The sequence below is a fragment of the Paenarthrobacter sp. TE3676 genome, from assembly GCF_056279165.1.
Window position 1 is genome coordinate 129,568 of the sequence record NZ_JBWBQU010000006.1, and the last position, 26,167, is coordinate 155,734.

The 26,167-nt window shown below is 63.2% G+C and carries 28 protein-coding genes and 1 riboswitch; of the genes, 15 read left to right on the forward strand and 13 right to left on the reverse strand.

Going from position 1 to position 26,167, the window contains the following annotated elements:
• The first annotated feature begins 40 nt into the window (after positions 1-40).
• From uraD to purM, 5 genes are all read left to right on the forward strand, one after another.
• A complete protein-coding gene (gene uraD, locus ACZ881_RS15300; RefSeq protein WP_178998023.1) occupies positions 41-550 on the forward strand; it encodes a 2-oxo-4-hydroxy-4-carboxy-5-ureidoimidazoline decarboxylase in 510 nt (169 codons plus the stop codon).
• The gene (uraH, locus tag ACZ881_RS15305) at positions 547-888 is read left to right on the forward strand and encodes a hydroxyisourate hydrolase (protein WP_476116690.1); all 342 of its coding nucleotides are present in this window, start codon (positions 547-549) and stop codon (positions 886-888) included. The genes uraD and uraH overlap by 4 nt, the downstream gene beginning before the upstream one ends.
• Before the next feature lie 91 nt (positions 889-979).
• Positions 980-1,312, forward strand: a complete 333-nt coding sequence (locus ACZ881_RS15310) for a hypothetical protein (RefSeq protein WP_476116692.1) — start codon at positions 980-982, stop codon at positions 1,310-1,312.
• Between the two features lie 136 nt (positions 1,313-1,448).
• Positions 1,449-3,080: an amidophosphoribosyltransferase gene (purF, locus tag ACZ881_RS15315; RefSeq protein WP_091470142.1), complete on the forward strand. Its 1,632-nt coding sequence runs from the start codon at positions 1,449-1,451 to the stop codon at positions 3,078-3,080.
• A complete protein-coding gene (gene purM / locus ACZ881_RS15320) occupies positions 3,077-4,225 on the forward strand; it encodes a phosphoribosylformylglycinamidine cyclo-ligase (RefSeq protein ID WP_091470140.1) in 1,149 nt (382 codons plus the stop codon). The genes purF and purM overlap by 4 nt, the downstream gene beginning before the upstream one ends.
• A gap of 76 nt (positions 4,226-4,301) precedes the next feature.
• Here purM and ACZ881_RS15325 read toward each other — a convergent pair whose 3' ends face one another.
• The 3 genes from ACZ881_RS15325 to ACZ881_RS15335 all read right to left on the reverse strand — a co-directional run bounded on the left by ACZ881_RS15325 (position 4,302) and on the right by ACZ881_RS15335 (position 6,258).
• Positions 4,302-5,072: a VOC family protein gene (locus ACZ881_RS15325; RefSeq protein WP_476116695.1), complete on the reverse strand. Its 771-nt coding sequence runs from the start codon at positions 5,070-5,072 to the stop codon at positions 4,302-4,304.
• Entirely contained in the window at positions 5,069-5,851 is a 783-nt protein-coding gene (locus ACZ881_RS15330) for a VOC family protein (RefSeq protein WP_476116696.1), read from the reverse strand. The genes ACZ881_RS15325 and ACZ881_RS15330 overlap by 4 nt, the downstream gene beginning before the upstream one ends.
• A 182-nt stretch (positions 5,852-6,033) precedes the next feature.
• A complete protein-coding gene (locus ACZ881_RS15335; protein ID WP_011776148.1) occupies positions 6,034-6,258 on the reverse strand; it encodes a DUF3073 domain-containing protein in 225 nt (74 codons plus the stop codon).
• Positions 6,259-6,621: 363 nt separating this feature from the next.
• Here ACZ881_RS15335 and ACZ881_RS15340 point away from each other — a divergent pair, with 363 nt between their 5' ends.
• Positions 6,622-7,407: a septum formation family protein gene (locus tag ACZ881_RS15340; protein ID WP_476116699.1), complete on the forward strand. Its 786-nt coding sequence runs from the start codon at positions 6,622-6,624 to the stop codon at positions 7,405-7,407.
• 9 nt (positions 7,408-7,416) lie between these two features.
• Here ACZ881_RS15340 and clpB read toward each other — a convergent pair whose 3' ends face one another.
• Positions 7,417-10,074: an ATP-dependent chaperone ClpB gene (gene clpB, locus ACZ881_RS15345; RefSeq protein ID WP_429330587.1), complete on the reverse strand. Its 2,658-nt coding sequence runs from the start codon at positions 10,072-10,074 to the stop codon at positions 7,417-7,419.
• Positions 10,075-10,333: 259 nt separating this feature from the next.
• On the opposite strand from clpB, the gene ACZ881_RS15350 reads away from it, so the two are divergent.
• Positions 10,334-10,951, forward strand: a complete 618-nt coding sequence (locus ACZ881_RS15350) for an MSMEG_1061 family FMN-dependent PPOX-type flavoprotein (protein ID WP_476116701.1) — start codon at positions 10,334-10,336, stop codon at positions 10,949-10,951.
• A 27-nt stretch (positions 10,952-10,978) separates the two neighbouring features.
• Here ACZ881_RS15350 and ACZ881_RS15355 read toward each other — a convergent pair whose 3' ends face one another.
• From ACZ881_RS15355 to ACZ881_RS15370, 4 genes are read right to left on the reverse strand one after another with little or no spacing between them, the layout of a single operon-like run.
• Positions 10,979-12,052 carry a sulfate/molybdate ABC transporter ATP-binding protein gene (locus ACZ881_RS15355; protein WP_476116703.1) on the reverse strand — a complete coding sequence of 358 codons (1,074 nt, stop codon included), beginning with the start codon at positions 12,050-12,052 and terminating at the stop codon, positions 10,979-10,981.
• Positions 12,049-12,861: an ABC transporter permease gene (locus ACZ881_RS15360; protein ID WP_476116705.1), complete on the reverse strand. Its 813-nt coding sequence runs from the start codon at positions 12,859-12,861 to the stop codon at positions 12,049-12,051. The genes ACZ881_RS15355 and ACZ881_RS15360 overlap by 4 nt, the downstream gene beginning before the upstream one ends.
• 16 nt (positions 12,862-12,877) lie before the next feature.
• Positions 12,878-13,678 carry a molybdate ABC transporter substrate-binding protein gene (gene modA / locus ACZ881_RS15365; protein WP_476116707.1) on the reverse strand — a complete coding sequence of 267 codons (801 nt, stop codon included), beginning with the start codon at positions 13,676-13,678 and terminating at the stop codon, positions 12,878-12,880.
• Complete coding sequence (locus ACZ881_RS15370; protein ID WP_054809108.1) at positions 13,675-14,085, reverse strand: TOBE domain-containing protein; 411 nt, start codon at positions 14,083-14,085, stop codon at positions 13,675-13,677. The genes modA and ACZ881_RS15370 overlap by 4 nt, the downstream gene beginning before the upstream one ends.
• A gap of 246 nt (positions 14,086-14,331) precedes the next feature.
• On the opposite strand from ACZ881_RS15370, the gene ACZ881_RS15375 reads away from it, so the two are divergent.
• Together ACZ881_RS15375 and ACZ881_RS15380 are read left to right on the forward strand one after the other, a co-directional pair.
• Positions 14,332-15,666 carry an FAD-binding oxidoreductase gene (locus ACZ881_RS15375; RefSeq protein ID WP_476116709.1) on the forward strand — a complete coding sequence of 445 codons (1,335 nt, stop codon included), beginning with the start codon at positions 14,332-14,334 and terminating at the stop codon, positions 15,664-15,666.
• A gap of 130 nt (positions 15,667-15,796) precedes the next feature.
• Entirely contained in the window at positions 15,797-16,666 is an 870-nt protein-coding gene (locus ACZ881_RS15380; RefSeq protein WP_364309090.1) for a DUF4031 domain-containing protein, read from the forward strand.
• A gap of 138 nt (positions 16,667-16,804) precedes the next feature.
• Here ACZ881_RS15380 and ACZ881_RS15385 read toward each other — a convergent pair whose 3' ends face one another.
• From ACZ881_RS15385 to ACZ881_RS15395, 3 genes are all read right to left on the reverse strand, one after another.
• Entirely contained in the window at positions 16,805-17,206 is a 402-nt protein-coding gene (locus ACZ881_RS15385; protein ID WP_091470118.1) for a YccF domain-containing protein, read from the reverse strand.
• 99 nt (positions 17,207-17,305) lie between these two features.
• Complete coding sequence (locus tag ACZ881_RS15390) at positions 17,306-17,758, reverse strand: SRPBCC family protein (protein ID WP_476116712.1); 453 nt, start codon at positions 17,756-17,758, stop codon at positions 17,306-17,308.
• A gap of 109 nt (positions 17,759-17,867) precedes the next feature.
• On the reverse strand, positions 17,868-18,464 hold the full coding sequence (locus ACZ881_RS15395; protein ID WP_091470114.1) for a phosphoribosylanthranilate isomerase: 597 nt from the start codon (positions 18,462-18,464) through the stop codon (positions 17,868-17,870).
• Positions 18,465-18,562: 98 nt separating this feature from the next.
• Here ACZ881_RS15395 and ACZ881_RS15400 point away from each other — a divergent pair, with 98 nt between their 5' ends.
• From ACZ881_RS15400 to ACZ881_RS15420, 5 genes are all read left to right on the forward strand, one after another.
• Positions 18,563-19,189: a HutD/Ves family protein gene (locus tag ACZ881_RS15400; protein WP_476116714.1), complete on the forward strand. Its 627-nt coding sequence runs from the start codon at positions 18,563-18,565 to the stop codon at positions 19,187-19,189.
• A 57-nt stretch (positions 19,190-19,246) separates the two neighbouring features.
• A riboswitch (guanidine-III (ykkC-III) riboswitch) is annotated at positions 19,247-19,312 on the forward strand.
• A gap of 9 nt (positions 19,313-19,321) precedes the next feature.
• Entirely contained in the window at positions 19,322-19,636 is a 315-nt protein-coding gene (locus ACZ881_RS15405; protein WP_089596307.1) for a DMT family transporter, read from the forward strand.
• A 2-nt stretch (positions 19,637-19,638) separates the two neighbouring features.
• On the forward strand, positions 19,639-20,049 hold the full coding sequence (locus tag ACZ881_RS15410; RefSeq protein WP_476116716.1) for a DMT family transporter: 411 nt from the start codon (positions 19,639-19,641) through the stop codon (positions 20,047-20,049).
• Between the two features lie 245 nt (positions 20,050-20,294).
• A complete protein-coding gene (locus ACZ881_RS15415; RefSeq protein WP_476116718.1) occupies positions 20,295-21,302 on the forward strand; it encodes an aldo/keto reductase in 1,008 nt (335 codons plus the stop codon).
• A 9-nt stretch (positions 21,303-21,311) separates the two neighbouring features.
• Positions 21,312-21,962 (forward strand): MBL fold metallo-hydrolase, encoded by a 651-nt coding sequence (locus ACZ881_RS15420; RefSeq protein ID WP_476116721.1) that lies wholly within the window; start codon positions 21,312-21,314, stop codon positions 21,960-21,962.
• Between the two features lie 68 nt (positions 21,963-22,030).
• Here ACZ881_RS15420 and ACZ881_RS15425 read toward each other — a convergent pair whose 3' ends face one another.
• Complete coding sequence (locus tag ACZ881_RS15425) at positions 22,031-23,752, reverse strand: DEAD/DEAH box helicase (RefSeq protein ID WP_178995961.1); 1,722 nt, start codon at positions 23,750-23,752, stop codon at positions 22,031-22,033.
• A 436-nt stretch (positions 23,753-24,188) separates the two neighbouring features.
• Positions 24,189-25,625: an MFS transporter gene (locus ACZ881_RS15430; RefSeq protein ID WP_476116723.1), complete on the reverse strand. Its 1,437-nt coding sequence runs from the start codon at positions 25,623-25,625 to the stop codon at positions 24,189-24,191.
• A 66-nt stretch (positions 25,626-25,691) separates the two neighbouring features.
• Here ACZ881_RS15430 and soxR point away from each other — a divergent pair, with 66 nt between their 5' ends.
• Positions 25,692-26,147, forward strand: a complete 456-nt coding sequence (gene soxR / locus ACZ881_RS15435) for a redox-sensitive transcriptional activator SoxR (protein WP_026005695.1) — start codon at positions 25,692-25,694, stop codon at positions 26,145-26,147.
• Positions 26,148-26,167: the final 20 nt, after the last annotated feature.

Here is a 26,167-nt window from a genome sequence, read left to right on the forward strand (position 1 = left end):
CACCATGGATGCCAGCATTTTGCATGAGGATGACACAAGCATGGAGCTTGCAGTATTCAACAGTGTTGACCGTGACGAGGCCATCAGGACTCTCACCCCCTGCCTGGACATCAGCCGCTGGGTGGAAGCAATCGTCGACGCGCGCCCTTACGCCGGCGTCGACGAGCTGCTGGGGCAAGCCCAGCGCGCCGCCGAGCCGTTTACCGCGGCAGAGGTGGAGTCCGCCATGGCACACCACCCACGGATCGGCGAACGTCCCAAGGCCCAGACCACCGAGGCGGCCATGTCGCGTTCGGAGCAGGCAGGTGTGGATCCCGGCGACAACCAGACAACAGCGGCACTCGCCGAGGGAAACCGGGCCTACGAAGAAAAATTCGGCAGGGTCTTCCTGATCCGCGCTGCAGGCCGCAGCGCGCAGGAAATGCTGGGTGCCCTTCAGGAGCGCCTCACCCACACCCCCGAAGAAGAAGACACAATCGTGGCCGGCCAGCTGCGGGAGATCGCACTGCTGCGCCTCTCCGGACTGATCAGCGAAGGAGTCAACGCATGAGCGTTTCACAAGTAACAACCCACATCCTGGACACCGGTTCCGGCCGCCCGGCGGCGGGTGTCGCCGTCGTACTTTACGTCCGGGAAGGTGACGACTGGACCTTGGTGGCGAAGGGCGAAACCGACGCCGATGGCCGCATCAAGACCCTTGGTCCGGACCGGATTCCCGGTGGTGCTTACCGCCTGAACTTCGCCACCGGCGCCTACTATGAGGGCCTCGGCACGGAGACGTTCTTCCCGGAAGTCGACCTGAACTTCACAGTTTCGGACGCCGGCGAGCACTACCATGTGCCGCTACTGCTGAGCCCGTTCGCCTTCTCGACCTACCGCGGCAGCTAGCCACCCCCACCGAGTTCACAGATAAACCCCATGTTCTTCGGAAACATGGGGTTTATCTGTCACTTGGGCGGAGAAAGGTACGCTTGAAGGCATGGCTTCAGAGGACACCACCCCCAACTCCGCCCGCCGCGAGATCACGGTTCGCCGGGCACCCAAGTTCGTACCCTTCATGATTCTGGGAGCCGTGGTTGGTGCAATCGTGGCTGCAGTCATCGCCTACGGCCGCCAGGCCGACCCCGCTTTTGATGCCGGCACGGTGTTCGGATTCTTCCTCATCGTCTGCGCAGGCGGCGGCGTCATCCTGTTCTCCATCCTCGCCCTGATCCTGGACCGCCTCAGCGTCAAGCGCACCCAGCGCGCCGTGGTGGAGCCCGTTCCGGACTCGGTTCCGGATGAGGGACCAGAGAACGACGACGTCCGCTAAGTCAGGCGCCCGGCCCGCCTCTTCACAGGGGTCCCGAATGTGAGACACACCGCATTTTCGCGGGAACACGCCAGTTCAAGGGGTCACATAGGCAGCGGGGGAACGTACCACGGCCACAACATGAGACAATCGACCAGTGGCACGTGGCGACGGAAAACTTTCTCATGATCTTCTCCCCGGCGAAAAAGGCCCCCAGGACGCTTGTGGCGTCTTTGGGGTTTGGGCTCCCGGTGAAGAAGTAGCAAAACTCACCTATTACGGGCTGTATGCGCTGCAGCACCGCGGACAAGAATCGGCTGGTATTGCTACCAGTGACGGCAAGCGCATCAATGTCTATAAGGACATGGGCCTTGTGTCCCAGGTCTTCGATGAGACAACCCTGAACACCCTTACAGGGCACCTGGCCGTTGGCCACTGCCGGTACTCCACCACCGGTGCAAGCCACTGGGCCAATGCGCAGCCAACCCTGGGTGCGACAGCAACCGGCACGGTTGCCTTGGCTCACAACGGCAACCTGACCAACACCGCTGAGCTTCGGGAAATGATCCTTGAGCGCAACGATGGCCAGCTGACCGGTGAAATGAAGCAGGGCAACACCTCGGACACCGCACTGGTGACCGCTCTCCTCGAGGGCGAAGAGGGCAAGACCCTGGAGCAGACCGCCCTGGAGCTGCTGCCCAAGATCAAGGGCGGCTTCTGCTTCGTCTTCATGGATGAGGGAACCCTCTACGCAGCCCGCGATACCTATGGCATCCGTCCGCTGTGCCTGGGCCGTTTGGAACGCGGCTGGGTTGTCGCTTCCGAGCAGGCCGGCCTGGCTACTGTTGGCGCGAGCTTCATCCGCGAGATCGAGCCCGGCGAGTTCATTGCCATTGATGAGGACGGCGTCCGTTCGCAGCGCTTCGCCGAGGCAACCCCGGCCGGCTGTGTCTTCGAATACGTCTACCTCGCCCGCCCGGATGCTGCCATCGCCGGCCGCTCCGTGTACGAGGCCCGCGTGGAAATGGGTCGCCAGCTGGCCCGCGAAAACACGCATGAGGCAGACCTTGTTATCCCGGTGCCCGAGTCCGGCACACCCGCCGCTGTGGGCTACGCAGAGCAGTCCGGCATTCCGTTTGCGCACGGCTTCGTCAAGAACGCCTACGTGGGCCGCACGTTCATCCAGCCGTCGCAGACCCTGCGCCAGCTGGGTATCCGTCTCAAGCTCAACGCCCTGGAATCCGTGATCCGTGGCAAGCGCATTGTTGTGGTGGATGACTCGATCGTCCGCGGCAACACCCAGCGGGCCATCGTTCGGATGCTCCGCGAAGCCGGCGCCGCCGCAGTGCACGTCAAGATTTCCTCTCCCCCGGTTCAGTGGCCCTGCTTCTACGGCATCGACTTCGCGTCCCGCGCGGAACTCATCGCCAACGGCGCCACCATCGAGGAGATCTCCCAGGCAATCGGCGCTGACTCGCTGGCCTACATCTCCGAAGACGGCATGATCGGCGCTACCCAGCAGCCGCGCGAACGCCTTTGCACGGCCTGCTTCACCGGCAAGTACCCCATCGAGCTGCCGCACGCGGACAAGTTGGGCAAGAACCTGCTGGAGCGCACCGACCTGGGCGGCCTGCCTGCTGCAGACGAGGCCGCTTCCGTAGACGATTCCGAGGACCCTGCCGAGAAGCCAGGTGCTACGGGTTGCGATCCCGGACCTGACGCCGAATTCGAAAACCTGCTTACCGACGCTGATCGTTTGACCGACGCCGACAAGAAAGAGTCTGTATGAGCTCCGCAACACCCGCCGCTGAGAATAACTCCGGTATCACCTACGCCTCTGCGGGTGTCGACGTTGAAGCGGGCGACCGCGCAGTCGAACTCATGAAGGGCGCCATCAAGGCGACGCACAACTCTTCGGTGATTGGCGGCGTCGGCGGTTTCGCTGGCCTGTACGACGTCTCCCGTCTGCTGACCTACAAGAAGCCCCTGCTGGCAACGTCCACTGACGGTGTTGGCACCAAGGTTGCCATTGCGCAGGCCATGGACATCCACGACACCATCGGTTTTGACCTGGTGGGCATGGTGGTGGACGACATCGTTGTGGTGGGTGCTGAGCCGCTCTACATGACCGACTACATCGCTTGCGGCAAGGTTGTCCCGGAGCGCATCGCGGACATCGTCCGCGGTATCGCTGCTGCGTGTTCCGTGGCCGGCACCGCCCTGGTGGGTGGCGAAACCGCTGAGCACCCGGGTCTCCTGGGTGAGCACGAGTACGACGTCGCAGGTGCCGCAACAGGCATCGTCGAGGCAGACGCCCTGCTCGGCCCGGACCGCGTCCGCGCTGGCGACGTGGTCATCGGCATGGCTTCCTCCGGCCTGCACTCGAACGGCTACTCCTTGGTCCGCCGCGTCATCAACCACGCCGGCTGGGCCCTGGACCGCCAGGTCTCCGAACTCGGCCGCACGCTGGGCGAAGAACTCCTGGAGCCCACCCGCGTCTACGCAGCTGACTGCCTTGACCTCGCCCGCACCTTCCCGGTCACGGGCAGTGCAGCAGTGCACGGTTTCAGCCACGTCACCGGTGGCGGCCTGGCTGCCAACCTGGCCCGTGTCCTCCCGCAGGGCCTCGTAGCCACGGTGGACCGCAACACCTGGGAATTGCCTGCGATCTTCAAGCTGGTCTCCGAGCTCGGCAACGTTCCGCTGGCGGACCTGGAGCGCACGCTGAACCTCGGTGTGGGCATGGTTGCCATTGTTTCCGCCGAAGCAGCCGATGCTGCAGTGGCCCGCCTCAACGACCGCGGCCTGCCGTCCTGGGTCATGGGTACCGTTTCGGCTGACAGCGATTCGATCGACAAGACCGGCCCGGACTACGTCCAGGGCGCCAAGGGCGTCGACGGCGGCGCTGTCCGTTTGGTGAACGCCTACGCCTAAGCACGTTATCGCTTTATAAAGAGAGCGGCCGGGCAGTCATAGACTGCCCGGCCGCTCTTTTCTGTTGCTGCCCCTCTTAGACCTGTACGAGGCTTAGGACACCACCCTGCGGGTCCTGAATGGTGGCAAGTGACCCCGTTTCGGGTTTAGCCTCCGGTTCAACGAGGAGCTCTCCACCGGCTGCCGCTGCTGCTTCCGCTGCTTTTCGCAGATCCGCTACGCCGAAGTAGATCTGCCAGCCGGCCTCGTCACCTTCATCGGCAGGAACTATGCCAGCCACTTCGTCACCTTTGACCATCAGCGTGCTGTAGCTGCCGCCGTCGTCCTGGGGATATTCGGTGACCTCATGCCCGAAAAGCTGCTGGAAGAACGCGACGGCGGCTTGTGGCTCGGGCGTCAGCAATTCCGCCCAGGCCAACGCCCCGGGCTCGTTGAACAAGTGACTGCCCACATGGGTGCCGGCCTGCCAGATGCCCGTGGTGCCACCGCCCGGAGGCTCGATGAACGCCAAGACCCCGGTGTCGGCCACAGCCTCTGGGCCGAACTGGAGTTTCCCTCCCGCGTGGACCGCGTCCTCCGCGATTTCCTCGGTGTCGGTGGCCGAAATGTAGATGTTCCACTGGCCACGCGTTCCGGCGGCCTCCTGCATGGGGTTCTGCGGGGCGATCACAGCCACCAACTGATCCTTGACGAAGGCCTGCGCATAACTGCGGCCGTCCGGCGTGGGCAGGTCCTTGAAAGTCCAGCCGAAGACCTGTTCATAGAAAGTCTTGGCTGCCGCGACGTCCCGTGTCTGAAGGTCGGCCCAGCACGGCTCTCCACTGGCATAGTGCTTTCGTGATGTCATGCTGCCAAGCCTGTCATGATGCTGAACGCTGCTCCCGCTGGATCCATGAGAACTGCCATTCGCCCAACTCCCGGCACATCAAAAGCCGGTGCAATGATATGGCTGCCCAGCTCAACGGCCTGCTTCACCGTGTCATCAATGTCCACCACGTTGAAGTACGTCATCCAGAACGGTGACAGGCCTTCAATAGGCAACTTAAGGGCACCCGCGATTCGTTTTCCATCCACCAGCAGGCTCGTGTACTCCTGCAGGTCGCCGGCCGGCGCAGTCTCGCTGGTGCAACCTGTCACAGCCTCGTAGAAGGCCACGGCCTTGTGGACGTCATCTGTCTGCAGTTCATTCCAAATCATGGTCCCGGGCTCGTTGACCAAGCCCGAACCGGGATGGTTACCGGCTTGCCAGAAGCCGATCTGAGCACCCGTCGGATCTGTGGCGAAGAACATACGTCCGCTGCCGTTGGGAACCGAGTCTGGAGGGAAAAGCAGGGTTCCGCCAGCGCCTTCCACGCGGCGGGCGGCCTCGTCAGCGGAATCAACGGCAAGATAGTTCGCCCAATAGGAAGGCATTCCCTCCGGGGCATCGGGCAGTTGCTGCATCATTCCGGCGACGTAGCGGCCTTTGAGCTTGGCCATGTAATAGGTCATGCCATTTCCGGCATCCATGGCATCCAGCTCCCACCCGAAGAGGTCGCTGTAAAACTTCTTGGAAACTTCTATGTCGGTGGAGGACAGGTCCACCCAACACGGTGTTCCCTGCTGATAACTCTCGACCTCCGGCATGGATTTCCCTTTCGATGCGCCCGAACTCCAGCCTACGCAAAAAAGAGCCCCCAGGGTACGCCAAAGAATGGCGTGGCCTGGAGGCCCTTTTTCAAAAGATATACGGCATTCGGAAATGCTCGATGACCTTGTACGACGGCGGTCCGCAACTCAGTGCCATAAGCACCTGTTGGTTGCGACAGCTATCCGATCCGACGGGTGTCTACCTCGTCGTCGTCATCTTCCGCGTACTTGTCCTCGTAGGCCGAATAGTCCGGCTCCGGGGGATCGTCGGGGAAGTGGCTCTTGACACGACTGGACGGACCCGTGAGCTCCCGCTCAAGTGCCGAATAGTCAGTGTTCGGGGAATAGTACTTAATATCCCGAGCCTGCTTGGTAGCTTTTGCCTTTTGACGGCCGCGCCCCATGGCGTGACCCCCTTTTGTACTTGGACCGGAGGTGGTCACCTTGGCTATCGGTGAGGCCCCGGAATGTTTGGTCAATTTGTCGTATGTCTAGATTACATGCTTTCGGGGGTGCCTGCGCGCCACCACGGCCCCGCGACCGGGCCGACTACGGTTGAAACCACGCGGTTACACCTCCAAGAGAAGCAAAAATTGGGTAGAGTCTGCCTCAATGCGGCTCCACAGCAGGAAGGCACACCCCGGAATATGAGCCAGGACAACACTTCACCCCGTGACGGTTCACGACGCGAACAAGGCGAGGATGGAGTGCCCCCTGCGCCCCAAACACCACCCTCGCCGGGTCAGCAACCGCCATCCGCTCCCTGGGTGCCACCCTCGGGTCTGCAACCGGGTCCCGCACCCGAGCTCGATCCTGACTTTGTTACCAATCCGGCAGGCCAGCCCGATCCCGCGCTGCCACCCACGGATGCACAGCCAGCTGGGGATTCAGCGTCGCCGGAAAATGCCCATGCACCCGTTTACGCCAATGGGCCTGCTTACGCGGGGCAGCAACCCTTCGCCGGCCAACAGCCATACACGGGTCAGGAATGGAGGCCGGAGCCGCAGGGCGATCAAGCCCTGCACGGACAGCCGGAACCTCATGGTGATCCGGTCAAGCGGCAGCGGTTGGTTATCGGCGGAATCGTTGTTGGCGTGCTCATACTCATTGGCGTTGTGATTTGGGTCCTGCTCAACTTGCTGGGCACCCGGCCGGAAGCCGCCGTGTCCACACCCAGTGCAGCTCCGACCGCCGGCCCACTCCCCCGTGATGCAGAGGCTAAGGACTTCCAAGTGGGTGACTGCTTTGCCGACTTTGATGCCAACGCCTCAAAAGCCAGGGCCGTAGCCTGCGACACCGAGCACTCGGCCCAACTCGGCGCCGTCCACTCATACGGGGCTGACGAATCATTCCCGGGAACCAATGCCCTCAGGGACAAAGGGCGCGAGGTTTGCAAGGACGTGAAGCTCAACGCAGCGGCCGACAATTACGTGCTGCTTCAGCAGAACGTTTACCCGAGCACCACCAGTTGGGATCGGGGCGACCGCCGCGTTGATTGCTTCATCGTGGTGGATTCCGGCAACACCATCACCGAAGATCTCCTCGCGAAGTAGCCTGAAACCCTACTTCCGACGAACCGTGAGGCCCGTACCTGCGGGAGCGCCGCCGTCGGGGCCTGTCAGCGCTTCGAAGCCTTCAACGGTGAGTTCGTCGAGGTCCGCAGCGGTATCCACGAGCACTGTGTCGCCGTCGCTGATTTCGCCTGCAAGAATCTCCTTGGCGAGGCGGTCGCCGATCTCCCGTTGAACCAGCCTGCGCAGCGGCCGTGCACCGTAGGCGGGATCAAAGCCGGACATGGCCAACCATGCGCGTGCCCCATCGGTTACCTCAAGGCTTAGGCGGCGATCGCGGAGCCGGTTGCTCAGCTCGGCGACGTGCAGCTCAACGATCCGGGCAAGTTCCTCGACTGTCAGCGGATCGAAGAGGACGATCTCATCCAGCCGGTTCAGGAACTCGGGCTTGAAGGATGCCTGGACCACGGCCATGACGGCGTCCCGCTTGGCCCTTGCATCCAGCGACTGGTCCACAAGGAACTGGCTTCCGGAGTTGGAGGTCAGCACCAGGATGGTATTGCGGAAGTCCACGGTGCGGCCCTGGCCATCGGTGAGGCGGCCGTCGTCGAGAACCTGCAGGAGGATGTCAAAGACCTCAGGGTGGGCCTTCTCCACCTCGTCGAGCAGCACGACGGAGTAGGGCCTGCGACGGACAGCCTCTGTGAGTTGGCCGCCTTCTTCGTAGCCGACGTATCCCGGAGGGGCACCCACCAGACGGGCGACTGAGTGCTTCTCGCTGTACTCGGACATATCGATCCGGATCATGGCGCGTTCGTCATCGAAGAGGAAGTCTGCCAAGGCCTTGGCCAGCTCCGTCTTACCGACGCCCGTAGGACCGAGGAACAGGAACGAGCCCGTAGGACGGTTGGGGTCGCTGATACCGGCACGGGCACGGCGCACAGCGTCTGAGACGGCCTGGACGGCTTTGGTCTGGCCGATGAGGCGCTTGCCGAGTTCCTCTTCCATGTGGAGGAGCTTCTGGGACTCACCTTGGAGCATTCGTCCGGCAGGGATGCCCGTCCAGGCGGAGATGACCTCAGCAATGTCGTCAGCGGTCACGTCCTCGGCAACCATCAGTTCCGGTTTCGAATCGCTCCGGGCGGACTCCTCCTCAGCAGCGGCGCTCAGCTCCCGTTCGAGGGCAGGCAGTTCTCCGTAAAGGATCCGTGAGGCCGATTCGAGGTCGCCTTCGCGCTGGGCTTTGTCCGCAACGGAACGCAGTTCGTCGATTTTCGCTTTGAGATCGCCCACCCGGTTGAGTCCGGCTTTCTCAGCTTCCCAGCGCGCGTTCAAAGCGCTGAGCTCTTCATTTTTGTCGGCTTTGTCTGCTCGGATCGCAGCCAACCGTTCCACCGAAGCAGGATCCGTTTCCCCTTGCAGAGCCAGTTCCTCCATGGTCAAACGGTCGACGGCGCGGCGGAGCTGGTCAATTTCTTCCGGGGCGGAATCGATCTCCATGCGCAGCCGGGACGCGGCCTCGTCCACGAGGTCGATTGCCTTGTCCGGAAGCTGGCGTCCCGAGATGTACCTGTTGGACAGCGTTGCGGCCGCGACCAAAGCAGAGTCGGCGATAGCCACCTTGTGGTGGGCCTCGTAACGTTCCTTCAGGCCACGAAGGATGCCGATGGTGTCTTCGACGCTGGGCTCGCCAACATAGACCTGCTGGAAGCGGCGTTCCAGTGCAGGGTCTTTCTCAATGTTCTCGCGGTACTCGTCCAAGGTGGTGGCACCAATCAGGCGCAGCTCACCACGGGCCAGCATGGGCTTGAGCATGTTCCCCGCGTCCATGGCGCTTTCACCCGTGGCGCCGGCACCCACAACCGTGTGGATTTCATCGATGAACGTCACGATCTGGCCGTTGGAGTTCTTGATCTCCTCCAGGACTGCCTTCAGGCGTTCCTCGAACTCACCGCGATACTTTGCACCGGCCACCATGGACGCGAGGTCCAGGGCTATGAGCGTTTTGCCGCGCAAACTTTCGGGGACGTCGCCGGCCACCATCCGCTGCGCAAGGCCTTCGACGACGGCGGTCTTGCCAACGCCCGGCTCACCGATCAGCACGGGGTTGTTCTTGGTACGGCGGCTCAGGACCTGGACGACGCGCCGGATCTCGCTGTCGCGTCCGATGACGGGATCCAGTTTGCCCGAGCGGGCGACGGCGGTCAGGTCCGTGCCGAACTTCTCCAGGGCCTGGAAGGTATTTTCAGGATCCGGAGAGTTGACGTTCCTGTCCCCCCGGACACCCGGCAGGGCGGCGAGCAGCGCTTCGTGGGAGGCGCCGGCGTCGCGCATTAACTTACCCACGGCGTCGCTTCCGGCCGAGAGTCCGAGCAGTAGGTGCTCCGTGGACACAAAGGAATCGCCGAGCTTGTCGGCCTCGTTCTGGGCAGCTTGGATGGCCTGCATGGACTGGCGGGACAACTGGGCTTGCTGGACCGAGCTGCCCGATGACGACGGCAGCGATTTAATGGCTGAGCTAGCCTGAACGCTCACGGCATCAGGGTCCGCTCCCGTGGCACGCAACAGCGCAACGGCAACGCCTTCGCGCTGGTCCATGAGGGCTTTCAACAGGTGGGCAGGCTCAAGCTGCGGGTTGCCGGCAGTCGAGGCGTTCATGGCGGCCGCAGAAAGGGCCTCCTGGCTTTTGGTGGTGAATTTGACGTCCAAAGAGTGCTCCCTTTCTGGAGTGATACCTATGATTACAAAGTTGAGTCTACTACGCTCAACTTTGCTTTTTGGCCCATTGAGTTCCATGTTTGCCCACGGCGAAACTGCTGTCCATACAAAACCATGGCTATGTGAATATCGGGGGTCTTCTCATAGCTCTCGCTCCCGTATCCGCCTATCGCACCAGCGAGAACCGGCGCGGATGGCGGCAAGTGGCGCGAGCGGTCCACGGGCCAAAAAACACCCGTAGGCTGGGGCCATGGACACCATTTCCAGCGTGGATGAACTCGAAGAACTGATCGGATTGCCCTTGGACCGTGTGCGCCGGAAAGTGCGCACATCCCTCAGCGATTTCGACCGCCAAAGGCTGGCCGCCAGCCCGTTTTGCGTGATCTCGACTTCGGATGCGCACGGGCGCGTGGACGCCTCACCCAAGGGCGACCCAGCTGGCTTCATTCATGTCCTGGACGAGCACACAATCGCCATACCGGAACGCCCCGGCAACAAGCTCGCCTTCGGCTTCCACAACATCCTGGAGAACCCGAACGTAGGAATCCTGTCCATAGTCCCGGGCAGAACGGATACCCTGCGGATCAATGGCACGGCACAGATTGTCCGTGACGCCGACTTCTTCGATCACCTGGTGGTCAAGGGGCACCGGCCGCGCGCCGCTGTTGTGGTTGCTGTGGAGGAAGTGTTCACGCATTGCGGTAAGGCCTTCATGCGGAGCGGACTGTGGCAACCGGAAACCTGGGACACTGACGGCCTGCCGAGCATCGCCATGCTGTCCCAGACCTACACGCAACCCGAAACACCACTGGAGGATCTGGAGGCCTACTACGGGCCGTCCTATGCGGAGCGGATGTATCGCGAGTAGCGCCAGGGGTATTCGGCCAAGCGTATTTCAGGCCGGGTAGACCGACACCAGCGCGGACTTGACCACAAACCTCACTTCCATGCCCGGCACCAGGCCCAGGTCGGCGGATGCGGAGGGAGTGATGTCGGCTGACAAAGCTTGTGCCGATTGCACCCCACTGGCACGGACGCGGATCTGATCACCGTAGGGTTCCAGGTCAGTGATGGTCACCGGGAAGGAATTACGGGGGCTTCCGTGCACATCGCCCAGGAAGACGGAAACGCTCGACGGCGGGAAGGCGGCCACGCCTGCCTGGCCGGGTACTGGTGACCAGTCCGGATCATGCCGGCCCGCGAAAAGCCGGCCATCCGGCGTCGTAATTCCCTCGGAAGCAATGGTCCCGGCGACGAGGTTGAGGCCAGCGAGGCCGGCGGCAAAGTGGCTTCGTGGTCTTTCAAGGACCTGACGAGTGGGTCCTTCTTCCGTGATGCGCCCCTCCTCCACCACGATGACTCGGTCGGCGAGCATGTAGGCGTCCAGGATGTCGTGCGTGACGATGATGGCTTTGCGGTCCCGCAGGACTCGTTTGAGGACGCGGCGGAGCAATGGTGCTGCGTGAATATCGAGGGCGGCCATCGGCTCGTCAAGGAGCAACAACTCGGGCTGAGCAGCCAGGGCGCGTGCCACGGCGACGCGTTGGGCCTGCCCTCCAGACAACTGGGCGGGCTTCCGGTCAGCCAGTGGCAGGGCATCAACTTCGGCCAGCCAGTGTTGTGCAATTTCCCGTGCGGCCGCCTTCGAAGCACCCCCGCTTCGCGGCCCGAATGCCACGTTGTCCAAGGCATTCAGATGCGGAAACAGGAGAGCCTCCTGGGCCAGAAGCGCAGTCCCCCGCAGATGTGGCGGGCTCCAAGAGTGAGTGCCGCCGTCGAGCTTGAACAGTTCTTTGTCGCCGATTCGCGCCGAGCCGGCATCCGGCCGCAGCAGCCCGGCAATCACGCCCAGCAGAGTGGACTTCCCGGCACCATTCGGACCGAGTATGGCCACAGTCTCACCTTCAGCGAGGCTTAGGGACATGTCGAAGTTCCTGGCGCGGACGCTTGCCTGCAGCTCGAAGCTCATGGCTGGACCTCCACAGGAGTGCTGCTTCGCCGGCGCCCATAGCTGAGCCCAACCACCGCAACTGCAACCGCCACCAGCACCAACGACAGCGCGACGGCGGCGTCCGCATCGGCCTCACGCTGCAAGTAAATTTCGAGCGGCAAGGTGCGGGTGATGCCCTCCAAACTGCCGGCAAAGGTCAACGTGGCACCGAACTCGCCAAGGCTTCGCGCGAACGACAACACAGCACCGGACGCAAGCCCAGGCAGCACTAGTGGAAGCGTGACGCGACGAAGAACGGTAGTAGGCCGCGCCCCGAGGGTCGCCGCCACAGCTTCGTATCTACTTCCGGCCGATCTCAGTGCGCCTTCCAGACTGACAACCAGGAACGGCAGGGCCACGAAAGCCTGGGCCAAAACCACCGCCGAGGTGGAGAACGCGATCTGGGTCCCAGCCAGTTCAAGGGACTTTCCGAGGAGCCCCTGCCGCCCGAACGTGTACAGGAGAGCAAGTCCGCCGACGACGGGCGGCAGCACCAGCGGCAGCAGGACGAAGGAGCGGAGGAGCCTTTGTCCGGGGAACTCGCCGCGGGCAAGCACCAGCGCCAACGGAACCCCCAAGACGACGCAGAGGACGGTACTGGCAGCCGACGTCCTTAGGCTCAGGCCCAGGGCGGCAAGGGACGACTCCGACGTGATGAGTGGAATGAATTGCGGCCAATTCACCCGCAGCAGCATCGCCGCCAAGGGAAGCACCATCAGGAGTCCACCCACAGCTGCGATGACATAAATCCACCGCGGAATGCCGTGGTAGCCGCTGCGCCTGATCACGATGCCCTGGCCTCCGCTACGGCGTTCCGAAGCCGGCGTCCATAAGGACCTTCTTGCCGGTTTCGCTAGTGACGTTTGCAATGAACGCAGCTGCTAGTTCTTTGTTCTTGCTGGTGCCAACCGTGGCAATGGGGTAGGTGTTGACGGCCCTGTCCGACTCGGGGAAGGGGATGCCCTGGACCTTATTGCCGGCCGCTTTGACGTCCGAAACGTAGACCAGGCCGGCGTCGGCTTCGCCCGAGGTAACTTTGCCCAGGACATCGGTCACGGATGATTCCTCGCTGACCGGGCTCAACGAGGTTCCTGTCGCCTTTTCGACTGTCTTCGTTGCAGCGCCGCAGGGAACCTGGCTGGCGCAGGTCACCACTTTCACGCCGGCCTTGGCGAGGTCCGCGAAGGAAGAGATCGACGCCGGATTGCCGGGCGGGACTGCGATCTCAAGGACATTGGTGGCGAAGTTCGTTGCCGTGCCGTCCACGAGATCCGCGTCGGCGAGCTTGGCCATGTTCTTGGTATCTGCTGAAGCGAAAACGTCCGCTGGGGCACCCTGGGTGATCTGCGTGACCAGGTCAGAGGACCCTGCGAAGCTGAGAGTGACTTTGGTTCCCGGGTGCTGGACTTCGAAGTCCTTGGCCAGCTGGGTGAAGGTCGTTTTCAGGGATGCCGCCGCGAAAACGGTAATCTCCCCGGACATCGACGACTCCGGGTTGGCCGATCCTGTGGATGGACGTGTGGTCCCGGGGGCACAGGCTGCCAGGCTCACCGCCAGGGCACCCGCAATCAACACTGCGGCTAAAGGCTTGCGGCTGATCCTCATATGACGCTCTTTCCCTGCGGTGTTTCGATGATGACAGTGGTGGCCTTCACCACGGCTGTGGCTACCGAACCGAGTTCCAGCCCGAGCTCCCGGACGGCTTCGCTGCTCATCAGCGACACAACGCGAAACGGACCACACTGAAGCTCTACTTGGGCCATGACCTTGTCCGCGGTAATGCCGGTAACCAGTCCGATGAAGCGGTTTCGGGCTGAGCTTCCGGCCCGGGAGGGGTCGTCGGGGAGATGGGATTGGTCGCGGGCAAGCGTGGCCAGTTCCAAGCCATCCACTGCGAGGCGCCCGGCTGAGTCCTTCCGGGCAGTAAGCGTTCCGTTTTCCGTCCATCGCCTCACGGTGTCGTCGCTGACCCCAAGAAAGCGCGCGGCTTCGGATATTCGTATCTGCGGCATAAATGCATCATAGTTCCGTATTTGCGGATCTTCGCTACCTGATCCGCCGCATACGTTAGGTGACCGCCAAGCGATAGTGAGCTGCACGGTGCTCCCGTTACCGCATGACGCGCCCGTAAGCTCGGGTGCGCTTGGCGCGAAGTGGTGCGCCGCCGTCGTCGTACTTCTTTGCTTTACCCATGGTCCGATGGGAGGTGCGGACGTACCCTGTTCTAGGGGAGAGTTTCCGATGCGAAGGAACGTCCCATGGAATGGATTCGTCCGGACAGCCCGGACTATGACCAAGCCCGAAAACTCTTCAATGCGATGATCGACCGCAAACCGGCTGTCATCGCCAAATGCTCTGATCCCGGCGACGTGGCTGAAGCGCTGAGCTATGCGCACAACCACAATTTGGACGTCGCCGTGCGCTCAGGCGGTCACTCGGTGGCGGGCATGTCCACCAACGACGACGGCCTGGTAATTGACGTCCGTCCCATGAAGTCCATCAGCGTGGACCGCGGGATGAAGACCGCCACGGTGGGCGCGGGGCTGACTTGGGGCGAATTGGACCGCGCAACCCAGCAGTACGGGCTGGCTGTCACGGGCGGGCGCGCGTCCACCACGGGAGTCTCGGGGTTCACGTTGGGCGGTGGTTCGGGATGGTTGGAGCGCTCGTACGGATTCGCGTGCGACAACCTGCTCTCCGTCGATCTGGTCACGGCCTCCGGGCAACGGGTTACCGCCAGTCCCGGCGAAAACCCCGAGTTGTTCTGGGCCCTCCACGGCGGGGGCGGTAACTTCGGTGTGGCTACGTCCTTGACGTTCAAGCTGCACGACCTTGGACCCACCGTGATGGCGGGCCTCATGTTGTTCCCAGGGGAGGATGCGAAGGATTTGTCGCGCGCCTTCCGGGGGCTTGCGTTGGAGGCGCCCGACGCCGTGGGGACAGCCCTCGTGTACCTCACCGCCCCGCCGGAAGAGTTCGTCCCGGAAGAGATGGTGGGCAAGCTCGCCGTCGGGATGGCTTACATCTACGCGGGTGATGTTGAGGCCGGCGAAGAGCACGTCAAACCGTTCAAGGAACTCGGCCCCTCCGTGGATCTGGTCTCGCCCATGCAATATGCGGACTTCCAATGCATGATCGATGACCCTCCGGACCACTACAACTACTGGAGCGCGGACTACCATAACGAGCTCAATGACGACGCACTGGATCTTCTGGTCGACTCGGCTCAACGCCTTCCGGGACCGCACTCGCAGCAGTTGGTGGCACGTTGGGGCGGAGCCGTGGGCGGCCCTGCTGCAGCGAATACTCCGTTGCAGCACCGGGGCGCAGCCTGGGTCAGCCATCCCTTCGGTCTGTCCGAAACACGGGAGGGCGGACAGGAGGCAAAAGCCTGGGTCAAACAGTTCCGGCAGGACATCGCCCCGCACACCACGGGCGGCGTGTGGCTGAACTTCATTGGTGACGAAGGGCAGGACCGGATCATGGCGGCCTATGGAGAACAGAACTACAGGCGACTGTCCTTGGTGAAGCGAGAATTCGATCCTGACAACGTGTTCCGCGGCAACCAGAACATCCTGCCCGCCCAGCACTGAGTTCCCCGCACTCCTTCCCAGTTGCCGTGATCAGCGCGGGCAGTGAAGCCTGTACTTCCGGGACGGCAGCACGGCGGTAGACGTCCCGATGGCCGGCAACTGGGAAGGATCACATGGGTACACTTTGGCAATGGCCATCTACGTCGATCCGCCCCTGTGGCCAGCGCACGGAACCGTCTTTTCGCACCTCGTTTCGGACACCTCGCTGGATGAGCTGCACGCTTTCGCGGCCGCTTCCGGGGTTCCCGAACGGGCCTTCGACGGAGATCATTATGATGTCCCGGAACGCCGCTATGACGACCTCGTTTCCGCGGGCGCCATCCCTGTGGAGGCCCGCATCCTGGTCCGCAAGCTCATTGCCAGCGGACTGCGCATCCCGGCTCGTGAACGGAGCAAGGCATTGACAGTACCTTTGATGGAACGTTGGAACAGCACCTACCCAGGTCACGAGGAGCTGGGCCTTGAATTGCTTGAACGTTGGGGCGAGGACGGCAGGAAATACCACAGCCGGACCCACCTCCTGGCAGTCCTTGAAGCCTTGGACGTGCTGACGGAACCCGAACAGCCTGCGCGAACTGTCTTGCTGGCAGCGTGGTTCCACGATGCCGTCTACGAAGGGGTTGCGGGGCAGGACGAAGAAGAGTCCGCACGCTTGGCCGAGGACCGGCTCACCGCCACTGGTTTGGCTCCCCACGAGGTGGCGGAGGTGGCGCGCCTGGTCCGCCTCACGACTTCGCACAGCCCAAAGACGGGTGACTACGCCGGTGCACTTCTCTGCGACGCCGACCTCTCCGTGCTCGGCGGCGACCCGGAGTCCTACGCACGCTACTTGGCCGCCGTCCGCGAAGACTACGCCCGCGTCAGCGACGAAGACTTCGCGAAGGGTCGCGCCGCCGTCGTGCGCGATCTCCTGCGGCTGGACCCGCTGTTCCATGGCGAACGCGCCAAAGCACTCTGGCTCGACGCTGCGCGCCGGAACCTCGCCAGCGAACTCGCGTGAGCGGCTATCCCTAGCGAACCGGATGCGCCGCAACGGCAGCTGCCGTACGTTCTCTTCCCCCGATGAGACGCTCCGCTGCAGCTTAGACGGTAGGAATCGTCTGTCCTGCAGCGGGTCGTCTAAACGGGCGGAGCCGGCCTAGCGGTAGGTGCTGACGAACGGCTGGTTGGTGGGCACGATCTGCTTACCGAGAGGCATCAGCGAAACCGGGATCAGCTTCAAGTTGGCGATGGCCAGCGGGATTCCGATGATCGTGATGGCCATGGCGACTGCCGTGACCACGTGGCCGATCGCAATCCAGATGCCCGCAACCAGAAGCCAGATCACATTGCCGAGGAGCGCGAACACCCCGGCACCGCCCGGCTTCTCAACCACCATCTGGCCGAAGGGCCACAGGCAGTACGCACCGATCCGGAACGAAGCGATACCCCACGGGATGGTGACGATGAGCACGCAGCAAATGATGCCTGCCGCGAAGTAACCCAACGCCAGCCAGAACCCACCGAAGACAAGCCAGATGATGTTAAGGAGCGTTTTCATAGTCTTCATTCTCCCCTGCGGGCACGACAAAAAGCCTAGGGGTCTGCCCTGAATCTTCCCTGACTTCCAGGACCCTACGCCGCGGGCTTCATCAGTGGCTCAACCGGCCAGGAGCCCGTCCAGCTTGTCGAACGAGGTGCCCCAGCCGTCGCGTGTCATCTCAACCCACTCTTGGGAAGCAAACGGACCCTGCGTAAGATTCATCCGGGTACGGCCGTTGAGGTCCTCGAATTCAAGGTGCATTTCCTCGTACTCGTGGTCAGCGTCAGGAGCAGCCTTGGCCTGGGCAACCAAAAGAGCCGGGCTATTCAGCTCGGTGATGGTGGCTTCAATGGGTGCCGACTGCTCACCGTTCTCGTCCGACCACACCATCACCACCTGCCAGATGCCACCAACGCGGGGCTCAACGATGATCTGGTCGCGGGGAGCTTCCACCTCCACGGGCCCGAACCACTGAGTGAGCTTGTCTGGCTCCATCCAGGCTTCAAAAACCTTCTCGCGGGGAGCATCAAACTCGCGGCTCATGGTCAGGGTGTGCTGTTCCGTACTCATTGCTTAACTCCTGGTTTCGGTGATGTTCGATATCCAAGTAGTGGTGCGTTCGAGTAAATCGTGTCGTCGTGAGCGAGTCCAGGGTGTCCCACTGACACGGTAACCGAGCCTAGGCTTTGGCAGCTTCGACAAAAGCGCGGATCTTTGCCAGGTCCTTCACTCCGCGGGATGCCTCTACGCCGGAAGAAACGTCCACTCCCCAAGCACCGGCAGCAGCCGCAGCGAAAGCCACGTTGCCGGATTCGAGTCCCCCGGCAAGCAGCCACTCCCGGCCATCCAGCCCCTTTGCCCGCACTGACGCGTAGTCCCAGGACTCCCCCGAGCCCGGCACTGCCGCATCGATCAGGAATATTTCTTCGCCCAGATCCGCGAACTCGTCCTGGGAGGCGCCCATGGTGACGGCCCGGATGAGCCGCATCCCGGCGTCGTGCACTGTTTTGACGTCGCCGGCCGTTCGGTGCCCGTGCAATTGCACCCACTCGAGTCCGGCAGCTCGAGCCGTTGCCACGGCGTCAGCGGCGTCCTCGTGCCGGAAAACACCCACGGCGTGAACACCCTCCGGAACCAACGGCAGCAGAATGCGCACCTGGTCCGGGCTGACTTCGCGAGGGCTGGAGGTGAGCACGAAGCCGACCGCGTCTGCACCGGCGTCGACGGCTTCACGCACGGATTCCGGCGTGCTCAAGCCGCACACTTTGACGAACATTTGAGCGCCTCCAGCTTTTAGTCGCAACGTTTTCCACATATGACGGTAGCAAGCCGCAATGCCAACGCAGAAGCTGCGTCCACCACTAGGCTGGTCGAATGGAGATTATCCGCTTTGCCGACATCCGTCCCGAACCTTGGCGCAACGGGGGCGGGGTGACACGCGAACTCGCCAGCCACCCGAAGGCCGCCTCGGCGCAGGACAATGCCTGGGATTGGCGGGTCAGCATCGCAGACGTTTCAAAAGCGGGCGAGTTCTCAACTTTCCCCGGGATGGAACGCGTCATCACCATCATCGACGGCGAACTGCTCCTCCTCACGGTGGACGGATCCGAGCACCCGCTCGAGAAGTACCGACCGTTCCGTTTCTCGGGCGAGGCTGCGTCGGGGGCCACTCTTCCGACAGGGGACATCCGGGATCTGAATGTCATCGCCCGGGAGGGAGCCTTCAAGGGCTACACGTCCATTGTGGAGATTTCCAAGAAGCGTGCGCACCCGGTCTTCGAAGGCCAGCTTGCCGTCCTGCTGGAGGGTAAGGCGACTGTTGCGCCCGGCGCGGCTGTGGAGGAAGAGCCCGACGGCGACGCCCCGGCAACCAGCGCGGCCGAACCTGTTGAGCTCTCACGGTATGACGCCGTGGTCGGCTCCGATACCCGCAGCCCGGAAATCTCGGGCCGCGGCTTCATCGCTGTGATCTCGATCGACCATGTGGAGTCCCACTCCTGAGCTGGTGACGTTAACCACCAGAAGTGGCCACCCCGCACGGGAGTTGCTAGCCTGAAATGAAGGTTCCGCTCTGGAACCTCCGGACGACGGTTCAGTACCCGGAATGCGACAAGACTGGCCAAAGGAAATGTCATGTCGTGGATAATTCTCATTCTTTCCGGAGCACTCGAGGCCGTCTGGGCCGCAGCGCTCCACCGGTCCAAGGGCTTCCGTAAACCCGTTCCGACCGTCGTCTTCCTGGTGTCCGTTGTTGCCAGCATGGCCGGACTCGCCATCGCGATGCAGTCCATCCCCACAGGCACGGCTTATGCGGTGTGGGTTGGCGTCGGCGTCGTACTGACCGCAACGTACGCGATGGTCACCAAGGTTGAACGCGCGACGACGGCCCGGCTGCTTTTGCTTGCGGGCATCGGTGCATGTGTAGTTGGCCTGAAGGTGGTGGCGTAGCCATGACTGAGAACACTGGAAACATCAAGAACACCGGCAACTCCGGCAACTCCGGCAACTCCGGCAACGGAGTCTTCTGGGTCATCCTCTTGGCATCAGCGCTGCTCGAAGCCGTATGGGCCACAGCTTTGGGCCTCTCCAACGGCTTTATGCAACTCATGCCCACTGTGGTTTTCGCCATCACTGCCCTCCTGAGCATGCTCGGACTGGGTATCGCAGTGAAGCGAATCCCCCTCGGCACTGCCTACGCGGTGTGGGTGGGTATCGGCGCTGCACTGACCGTTGGGTGGGCCATGATCACAGGTGTGGAATCCGCGAGCCCGCTGAAGCTGCTGTTCATCGCGGGAATCGTGGGCTGTGCTGCCGGTTTGAAGGCCCTGCCCGCTGACAAGGCCGCAGCCAAGGCCGAGTAGCACTGCTCCGTAGCGCTCCTGCCCGGTTCCCCGGGGAGGAAGCTCGCTCCGTTTCGATGGCTCGCTGCGCATTAGACGTTTCCGACCATCGAATGCGCAGTAAGCCATCGAATTGGGCCCAGCGTGCCCCGGGCTGACCGCCACACACCGGGCACCCTTCGCCAATTCTGGCGCCAACAGGAATACCCATGTGAGCCACTGAGTTCATGCTTTCAAGAGCACCCAAACGCGCATTGGAGAAGTTCATGACTGCAGTTCAGCTCGGCGACGGCCTCAAGGTCAGCCCCCTCGGCTTCGGTGGAATGGCCCTCACACCTGTTTACGGTGGGATTGAACCCGAGCAAGGCCTGCAGACGCTCAGGCATGCAGTGGACGCGGGCATCACGTTCATCGACACCGCAGACGTCTACGGCGCGGGCAGTAACGAGGAACTGGTGGGCAGGCTCTTGAAGGAGCGGCGCGACGAGATCCAAGTGGCCACGAAGTTCGGAATTGAGGGCAACCCCGCGGACGGGTACACGGGAGTCCGCGGGGATGCGCCCTACATCAGGCAAGCGGCGGAAGCGAGCCTCCGCCGCCTGGACACTGACGTGATTGACCTCTACTACATGCACCGCCGTGACCTCCGCGTTCCGATAGTGGAAACCGTGGAGGCCATGGCGGAGCTGGTCCGAGAGGGCAAGGTCCGGCACCTCGGACTGTCTGAAGTGACAGCCGAGGAGCTCAGGCAGGCCAACGCCGTCCATCCCATTGCCGCAGTCCAGAGCGAGTGGTCCATCTGGAGCAGGGATGTTGAGCTCAACGTTGTGCCTGCGGCCAAGGAACTTGGCGTTGGGTTCGTGCCTTACTCCCCGCTGGGCCGCGGATTCCTTACGGGAACCGTCAGCGCGAGCGACCTTGGGGAAGATGACTTCCGCCATAAGATCCCCCGTTTTGGCGACGAGGCACTTGATGCGAACCAGGCCGTAGTGGCCGCGGTCCGCGAGGTAGCCAGCGGGCTGGATGCAACTCCGGCCCAGGTAGCCCTGGCTTGGCTGTTTACCCAAGGTCAGCGCCTTGGGATTTCTGTGGTTCCCATCCCCGGCACGCGCAAGACGCACCGGATCGACGAGAACCTTGGGGCGCTGTCCCTGCAACTGGGAACAGCGCAGCTTGAGAGGCTCGACCAAGCTGCGGCCGCCGTCGTGGGTTCACGCTCTGCCGACCCCAACTGGGTTTCACAGGGCCGCGAAGCCAACCCGGCAACTGCATAGACTGGCACGATGGATTCGCTTATTCACTCACTGCGCGACGTCACTATCCGCAGCATTTCGGTCAGCGAGATGAACAACAATGTGTACCTGTTGACCGCAAAGTCCACGGGTGCGCAGTTGTTGATCGACGCCGCCGACGACCTTCCGGCCATTCAGCAGCTGCTCCAGGACAGTGCCGCAGATACTGCCGCGACGCCGAAGCTCGCCAGGATTGCCACCACTCACCAGCACTGGGACCACGTCCGGGCGCTGCCGGAGTTGGTCGCCGTTTCCGGGGCACCCACCTCAGCTGGAGCGGACGACGCCGATGCGTTGCCGGTTCCAGTGGATGTCCGGCTTGGTCACGGCGACGTCGAGCGGTTCGATGGCTTCGAGATCACGGCGGTCCACTTGCGCGGACACACCCCGGGCTCGATCGCTTTCGTGTACCAGGATCCGAACGGACCTGCCCACATTTTCAGTGGAGACTCGTTGTTTCCGGGAGGCGTCGGCAACACACAGAACGATCCTGCACGCTTCACTTCTCTGTTGAACGACGTGTCGGAGCGACTGTTCGACGCTTATCCGGACGAGACCTTGGTGCACCCGGGCCATGGATTGCCCACGACCCTCGGCGCCGAGCGGCCACACCTTGAGGAGTGGCGCGCCCGAGGCTGGTGAGTTGCGGGGCCTACTCTGCACGCTAAACCTAGGGAATAGTGCGCAGAGCGGGCCTCACAACGGGGAGGTTAGCGGCCGCGACGCTCGTTGGACGCGGGAGCCGACGCACGACGCGGGCCGCTGCGTGCCGGACGACCTGCACCGGAACCACCGCGACCGGAGTTGCCTGAGGCACCCGAGCCGTAGGATCCCCCGGACGTAGCGCCCGTTGCGGAAGACCAAACGGCCTTGTTTCCGCCGGTACGAGTACTCGTGGTGGATGCCGTGCGCGGAGCCGAAGCTGAACGCTGGCCGGTAGCCGGGCGGCCGCTGCGACCGTTCTGGCCCTGCGAGCCCGGAACGTCGTTGCGGTGAGTAGCGCCAGCCTTGCCGCGACCGCGCGGGCTGCGGGCGACATCGTCGTTCATTGCTGCGCGACGCTCAGCGCGGTTGACGTCGGTGCGAACAGGCTCAGCAGCGACCTTTCCGCGTCCATTGCGACCGCCACGACCACCAGCGGTGGGAGCAGCCTGCGTGGAACGGCGTGCGCGCTTGCGCTGGGCGTTGGCGCCGGTGGATGTGCCGCCACCCTGCTGGGTTTTCGCAGCGAGGAGGGCCGCACGGGTGCGGGGATCAACCTTGTCCGCGATGTCACCCACGAGCTTTGAAACCAAGGGGGAGCTTGCCGTGACGCGCTCAAACGAAACGTCAACGCCGGCAGCCTTCATGAGCTTCTTGACGTCACTCTGCTGCTCGGGGAGCGTCAGCGTAACCACGGTGCCATCGGAACCGGCGCGTGCCGTACGGCCGGAGCGGTGCAGGTATGCCTTGTGCTCTGTGGGCGGGTCAACGTGGATGACGAGTTCGACGTCGTCAACGTGCACGCCGCGGGCTGCGACGTCAGTGGCCACCAGGACGCGTACGTCACCGTTGGAGAACTCGGCAAGGTTACGGTCGCGGGCGTTCTGCGACAGGTTGCCGTGAAGGTCGACGGCGGGGATGCCGGCGTCGGTGAGGGTCTTGGCAAGCTTGCGGGCGTGGTGCTTGGTCCGCATGAAGAGGACGCGGCGGCCGGCGCCGGAGGCCAGTTCAACGATGAGCTGCTTCTTGACGGTCTGGTCGTTGACCACCAGGACGTGGTGTTCCATGGTGGTGACAGCGGCCTGAGGATCGTCCACGGAGTGCGTCAGCGGGTTGGAGAGGTAACGGTTGACCAGTTTGTCAACACCGTTGTCCAACGTTGCGGAGAAGAGCAGGCGCTGACCCTGGGTGGGGGTCATGTCCATGAGCTTCTTGACGACCGGGAGGAAGCCCAGGTCAGCCATGTGGTCTGCCTCATCCAGCACGGTGACCTCAACGGCTTCGAGGGTCAGGATGCGCTGGCGGATCAGATCTTCGAGGCGGCCCGGGCAGGCGATGACGATGTCGACGCCGGCGCGCAGCGCCTTTTCCTGGCGTGCCTGGGAGATGCCGCCATAGATGACCGTTGTGTTCAGGCCCATGGCCTTGGCCAGCGGCTCGATGGTGGCGTTGATCTGGGTTGCCAGTTCACGCGTCGGTGCAAGGACGAGGCCCATGGGGCGGCCCGGCTTACGGAAGTGCTTTGCTTCGCGCTCGGCCAAGCGGGCCACGAGCGGGATGGCGAAAGCGATGGTCTTGCCGGAGCCGGTGCGGCCACGGCCCAGGACGTCGCGACCTGCGAGCGTATCCGGGAGGGTCTTCACCTGGATGGGGAATGCCTCTTCGATGCCATCGGCGGCGAGGGATTCAGCAATGGGCTTGGGCGTGCCAAGGGCAGCAAAAGTAGTCATAAACTTCATGTCTTTCGGGCGGTGTCCAGTTGCGGACATCGGCCCCCGACGCCGGTTGGGCCAGGGGTTCGCCGAGGAAAAGTCAGGTGGTCTACCGGTTCGCTTCAACAGCGTTGGCCGGGACCAAATGGAACGCGTTCATCGACGCAGGATGTGCCTCTCACATGAAAAATGCCCCGTCGCGTAGCCTGTCAGGCCACCTGCTTCAGGGCGTCACCGCACATCAAGTGTTCCTAGCTTAGCAGTGTTTCTCCTGCGGGCCCGCATCGGGGCTGGTCAGGCCCCCGTTCCACCCCGCGTTGAGAGGCCCGATCTGCACCCTTCCAGGCGGCAGTACCCTGCAAAGCAGGCCCCACAACGAGCCCACCCCGCGTTGAGAGGCCCGATCTGCACCCTTCCGGGCGGCAATACCCTGCAAAGCAGGCCCCACAACGAGTCAGGAGTGGTGCGTGAACTCGGGTTGGGCACCGGGGGCGCCCGCTTGGGCACCCGGCTCACCCACACCCGCCCTAGCCTTGCTCATCCCACCCGAGCGGGCGGCGACCCTCGGCGCGATGACTACCCCGACGACGGCGATGATCGCCGTCAGTGCGAAGACCCCCGCAAACGAGTTCGTCGTCGTGAATGCAGCGAAGACAAGTCCCGTAGCGGCGAGGGACAGTGCGCCACCCAGGGAATCGGAGATGGACATGGCCGCGCTGTTGAAGCCTTGGTTTTCCTCGGTGGAGAGCGCCAACGTCATCACGGACAGCCTCGGGTACATGAGCCCCATGCCGCCGCCAGCAAGGATCCAACCAGCGATGGCAACTGCCGCGGGCAGGCTAAGCGCTGCGGTCACCAGCGTTGAGATCACGGCTATCAACACCAAAAGAGCGCCGATCTTCACGGCGAGATCGTCGGCCAGCCGGGCACCGAGCCGCCCCTGGATCGCCGACGCCCCGGCCCACGCCAGCGCGGCTCCGGTCAGTGTCAGCCCCGCGAACGTCGGCGTGAACGCGTAGCGCTCAGTCAGCAGGTACGGCAGGTACACCTCGGCCCCGAAGAACGCCGCAGATGCCAGCCCGCGGACCAGGATCACACTGGGCAGACCGCGTCGGGCGGTGAGGGTTCCCCGCGGAACCAGCGGCTTCACCGCGATAAGGGCAATGACCAGCGCGACGACGGCAATCACCCCGCCGAAGCCGGGCACCTCCGCGGACAGGTTCAGTCCGAGGACAGCGACGGCGGCGAGCGCCGCCCACCCCATACGACCGAAGGCCCAGGGAACGGGCTCGGAGGCGGGTTCGGAATTCATCCCCCGCACGGCCGGCACCACCATCAGCAAAGCTGGAACAACCAGGCCCACAACCCCCAGGAACACCCAGTGCCAACTGCTCAGTTGGGCCACCACACCGGCCGCGAATGGACCCACCAGGGAAGGAACCACCCAGGACGCGGCGAAGGCGGCGAAGATCTTGGGGTGGAGCACCGGCGGGTACACGCGGGCAACCAACACGTAGAGGGCCACGGTCATCGCGCCGCCACCAAGTCCTTGTACTAGTCGCCCCAGCACCAGCATCTCCATGGTTCCGGCCGTACCAGCGATCAGCAGGCCAGCCACGAACAACGCCACGGAGGTGTACAAAGGCGCCGCCGGACCACGACGGTCCGACCAGTTTCCTGCCGCCACCATGCCCATCACGCCTGTAGCCAGTGGGCCTGCAAAAGCCAGCGCGTAGAGGCTGGCTCCGTCCAGGTCGCGGCTGACGAGCGGCATGATGGTGGTCACTGCGAGGGACTCGAATGCGCTCAGGAACACAAGTGCGCACGCCCCTACGGTGGCAAGCAGGTATGGGCGGCGCAGTATCCCGGCCGTTGAGGTGTCAGAGGTCATGGACGTCAGCCTAGAACCTCAACTAATGTTGAGGTCAATCCACCACCCCAGTCACGGAAGAACGCCATGCCGCCAGTCGAAACGCACCGGCCACTCACCATTGGTGAGCTGTCCGAACGGAGTGGAGTGTCGGCGTCGGCCCTTCATTTCTACGAACGGAACGGGCTCATCGAGGCGGAGCGAACGGCCGGCAACCAGCGGCGTTACCGGCGGGACACACTGCGGCGGGTCGCGTTCATCAAGACCTCCCAACGGGTGGGCCTGCCCCTGAAAGACATCCGTGAGGCGTTGGAATCCCTTCCCGATGGCCGCACGCCCACCAAACGCGATTGGTCCAGGTTGTCGTTGCGGTGGCGCAAGGAACTGGACGAACGGATCGCCGCTCTGCAGCATCTGCGCAACGACCTCGACGGGTGCATCGGGTGCGGCTGCCTCAGCCTGAAATCCTGTACGCTGCAGAACCCTTCGGACGAACTCGGAGCCTCGGGCGCCGGCGCACAACGCTGGACTTTGCCGGAATAGCAACAGCCATTGCCTTTCAA

Bases quoted from the DNA above. Each gene is read 5' to 3' on its own strand.
- uraD (WP_178998023.1), top strand. From the start codon at position 41: ATGGAGCTTGCAGTATTCAACAGTGTTGACCGTGACGAGGCCATCAGG.
- uraH (WP_476116690.1), top strand. From the start codon at position 547: ATGAGCGTTTCACAAGTAACAACCCACATCCTGGACACCGGTTCCGGC.
- ACZ881_RS15310 (WP_476116692.1), top strand. From the start codon at position 980: ATGGCTTCAGAGGACACCACCCCCAACTCCGCCCGCCGCGAGATCACG.
- purM (WP_091470140.1), top strand. From the start codon at position 3,077: ATGAGCTCCGCAACACCCGCCGCTGAGAATAACTCCGGTATCACCTAC.
- ACZ881_RS15325 (WP_476116695.1), bottom strand. From the start codon at position 5,072: ATGACATCACGAAAGCACTATGCCAGTGGAGAGCCGTGCTGGGCCGAC.
- ACZ881_RS15330 (WP_476116696.1), bottom strand. From the start codon at position 5,851: ATGCCGGAGGTCGAGAGTTATCAGCAGGGAACACCGTGTTGGGTGGAC.
- ACZ881_RS15335 (WP_011776148.1), bottom strand. From the start codon at position 6,258: ATGGGGCGCGGCCGTCAAAAGGCAAAAGCTACCAAGCAGGCTCGGGAT.
- ACZ881_RS15350 (WP_476116701.1), top strand. From the start codon at position 10,334: ATGGACACCATTTCCAGCGTGGATGAACTCGAAGAACTGATCGGATTG.
- ACZ881_RS15355 (WP_476116703.1), bottom strand. From the start codon at position 12,052: ATGAGCTTCGAGCTGCAGGCAAGCGTCCGCGCCAGGAACTTCGACATG.
- modA (WP_476116707.1), bottom strand. From the start codon at position 13,678: ATGAGGATCAGCCGCAAGCCTTTAGCCGCAGTGTTGATTGCGGGTGCC.
- ACZ881_RS15370 (WP_054809108.1), bottom strand. From the start codon at position 14,085: ATGCCGCAGATACGAATATCCGAAGCCGCGCGCTTTCTTGGGGTCAGC.
- ACZ881_RS15375 (WP_476116709.1), top strand. From the start codon at position 14,332: ATGGAATGGATTCGTCCGGACAGCCCGGACTATGACCAAGCCCGAAAA.
- ACZ881_RS15380 (WP_364309090.1), top strand. From the start codon at position 15,797: ATGGCCATCTACGTCGATCCGCCCCTGTGGCCAGCGCACGGAACCGTC.
- ACZ881_RS15385 (WP_091470118.1), bottom strand. From the start codon at position 17,206: ATGAAAACGCTCCTTAACATCATCTGGCTTGTCTTCGGTGGGTTCTGG.
- ACZ881_RS15390 (WP_476116712.1), bottom strand. From the start codon at position 17,758: ATGAGTACGGAACAGCACACCCTGACCATGAGCCGCGAGTTTGATGCT.
- ACZ881_RS15395 (WP_091470114.1), bottom strand. From the start codon at position 18,464: ATGTTCGTCAAAGTGTGCGGCTTGAGCACGCCGGAATCCGTGCGTGAA.
- ACZ881_RS15400 (WP_476116714.1), top strand. From the start codon at position 18,563: ATGGAGATTATCCGCTTTGCCGACATCCGTCCCGAACCTTGGCGCAAC.
- ACZ881_RS15405 (WP_089596307.1), top strand. From the start codon at position 19,322: ATGTCGTGGATAATTCTCATTCTTTCCGGAGCACTCGAGGCCGTCTGG.
- ACZ881_RS15410 (WP_476116716.1), top strand. From the start codon at position 19,639: ATGACTGAGAACACTGGAAACATCAAGAACACCGGCAACTCCGGCAAC.
- ACZ881_RS15415 (WP_476116718.1), top strand. From the start codon at position 20,295: ATGACTGCAGTTCAGCTCGGCGACGGCCTCAAGGTCAGCCCCCTCGGC.
- ACZ881_RS15420 (WP_476116721.1), top strand. From the start codon at position 21,312: ATGGATTCGCTTATTCACTCACTGCGCGACGTCACTATCCGCAGCATT.
- ACZ881_RS15425 (WP_178995961.1), bottom strand. From the start codon at position 23,752: ATGACTACTTTTGCTGCCCTTGGCACGCCCAAGCCCATTGCTGAATCC.
- ACZ881_RS15430 (WP_476116723.1), bottom strand. From the start codon at position 25,625: ATGACCTCTGACACCTCAACGGCCGGGATACTGCGCCGCCCATACCTG.
- soxR (WP_026005695.1), top strand. From the start codon at position 25,692: ATGCCGCCAGTCGAAACGCACCGGCCACTCACCATTGGTGAGCTGTCC.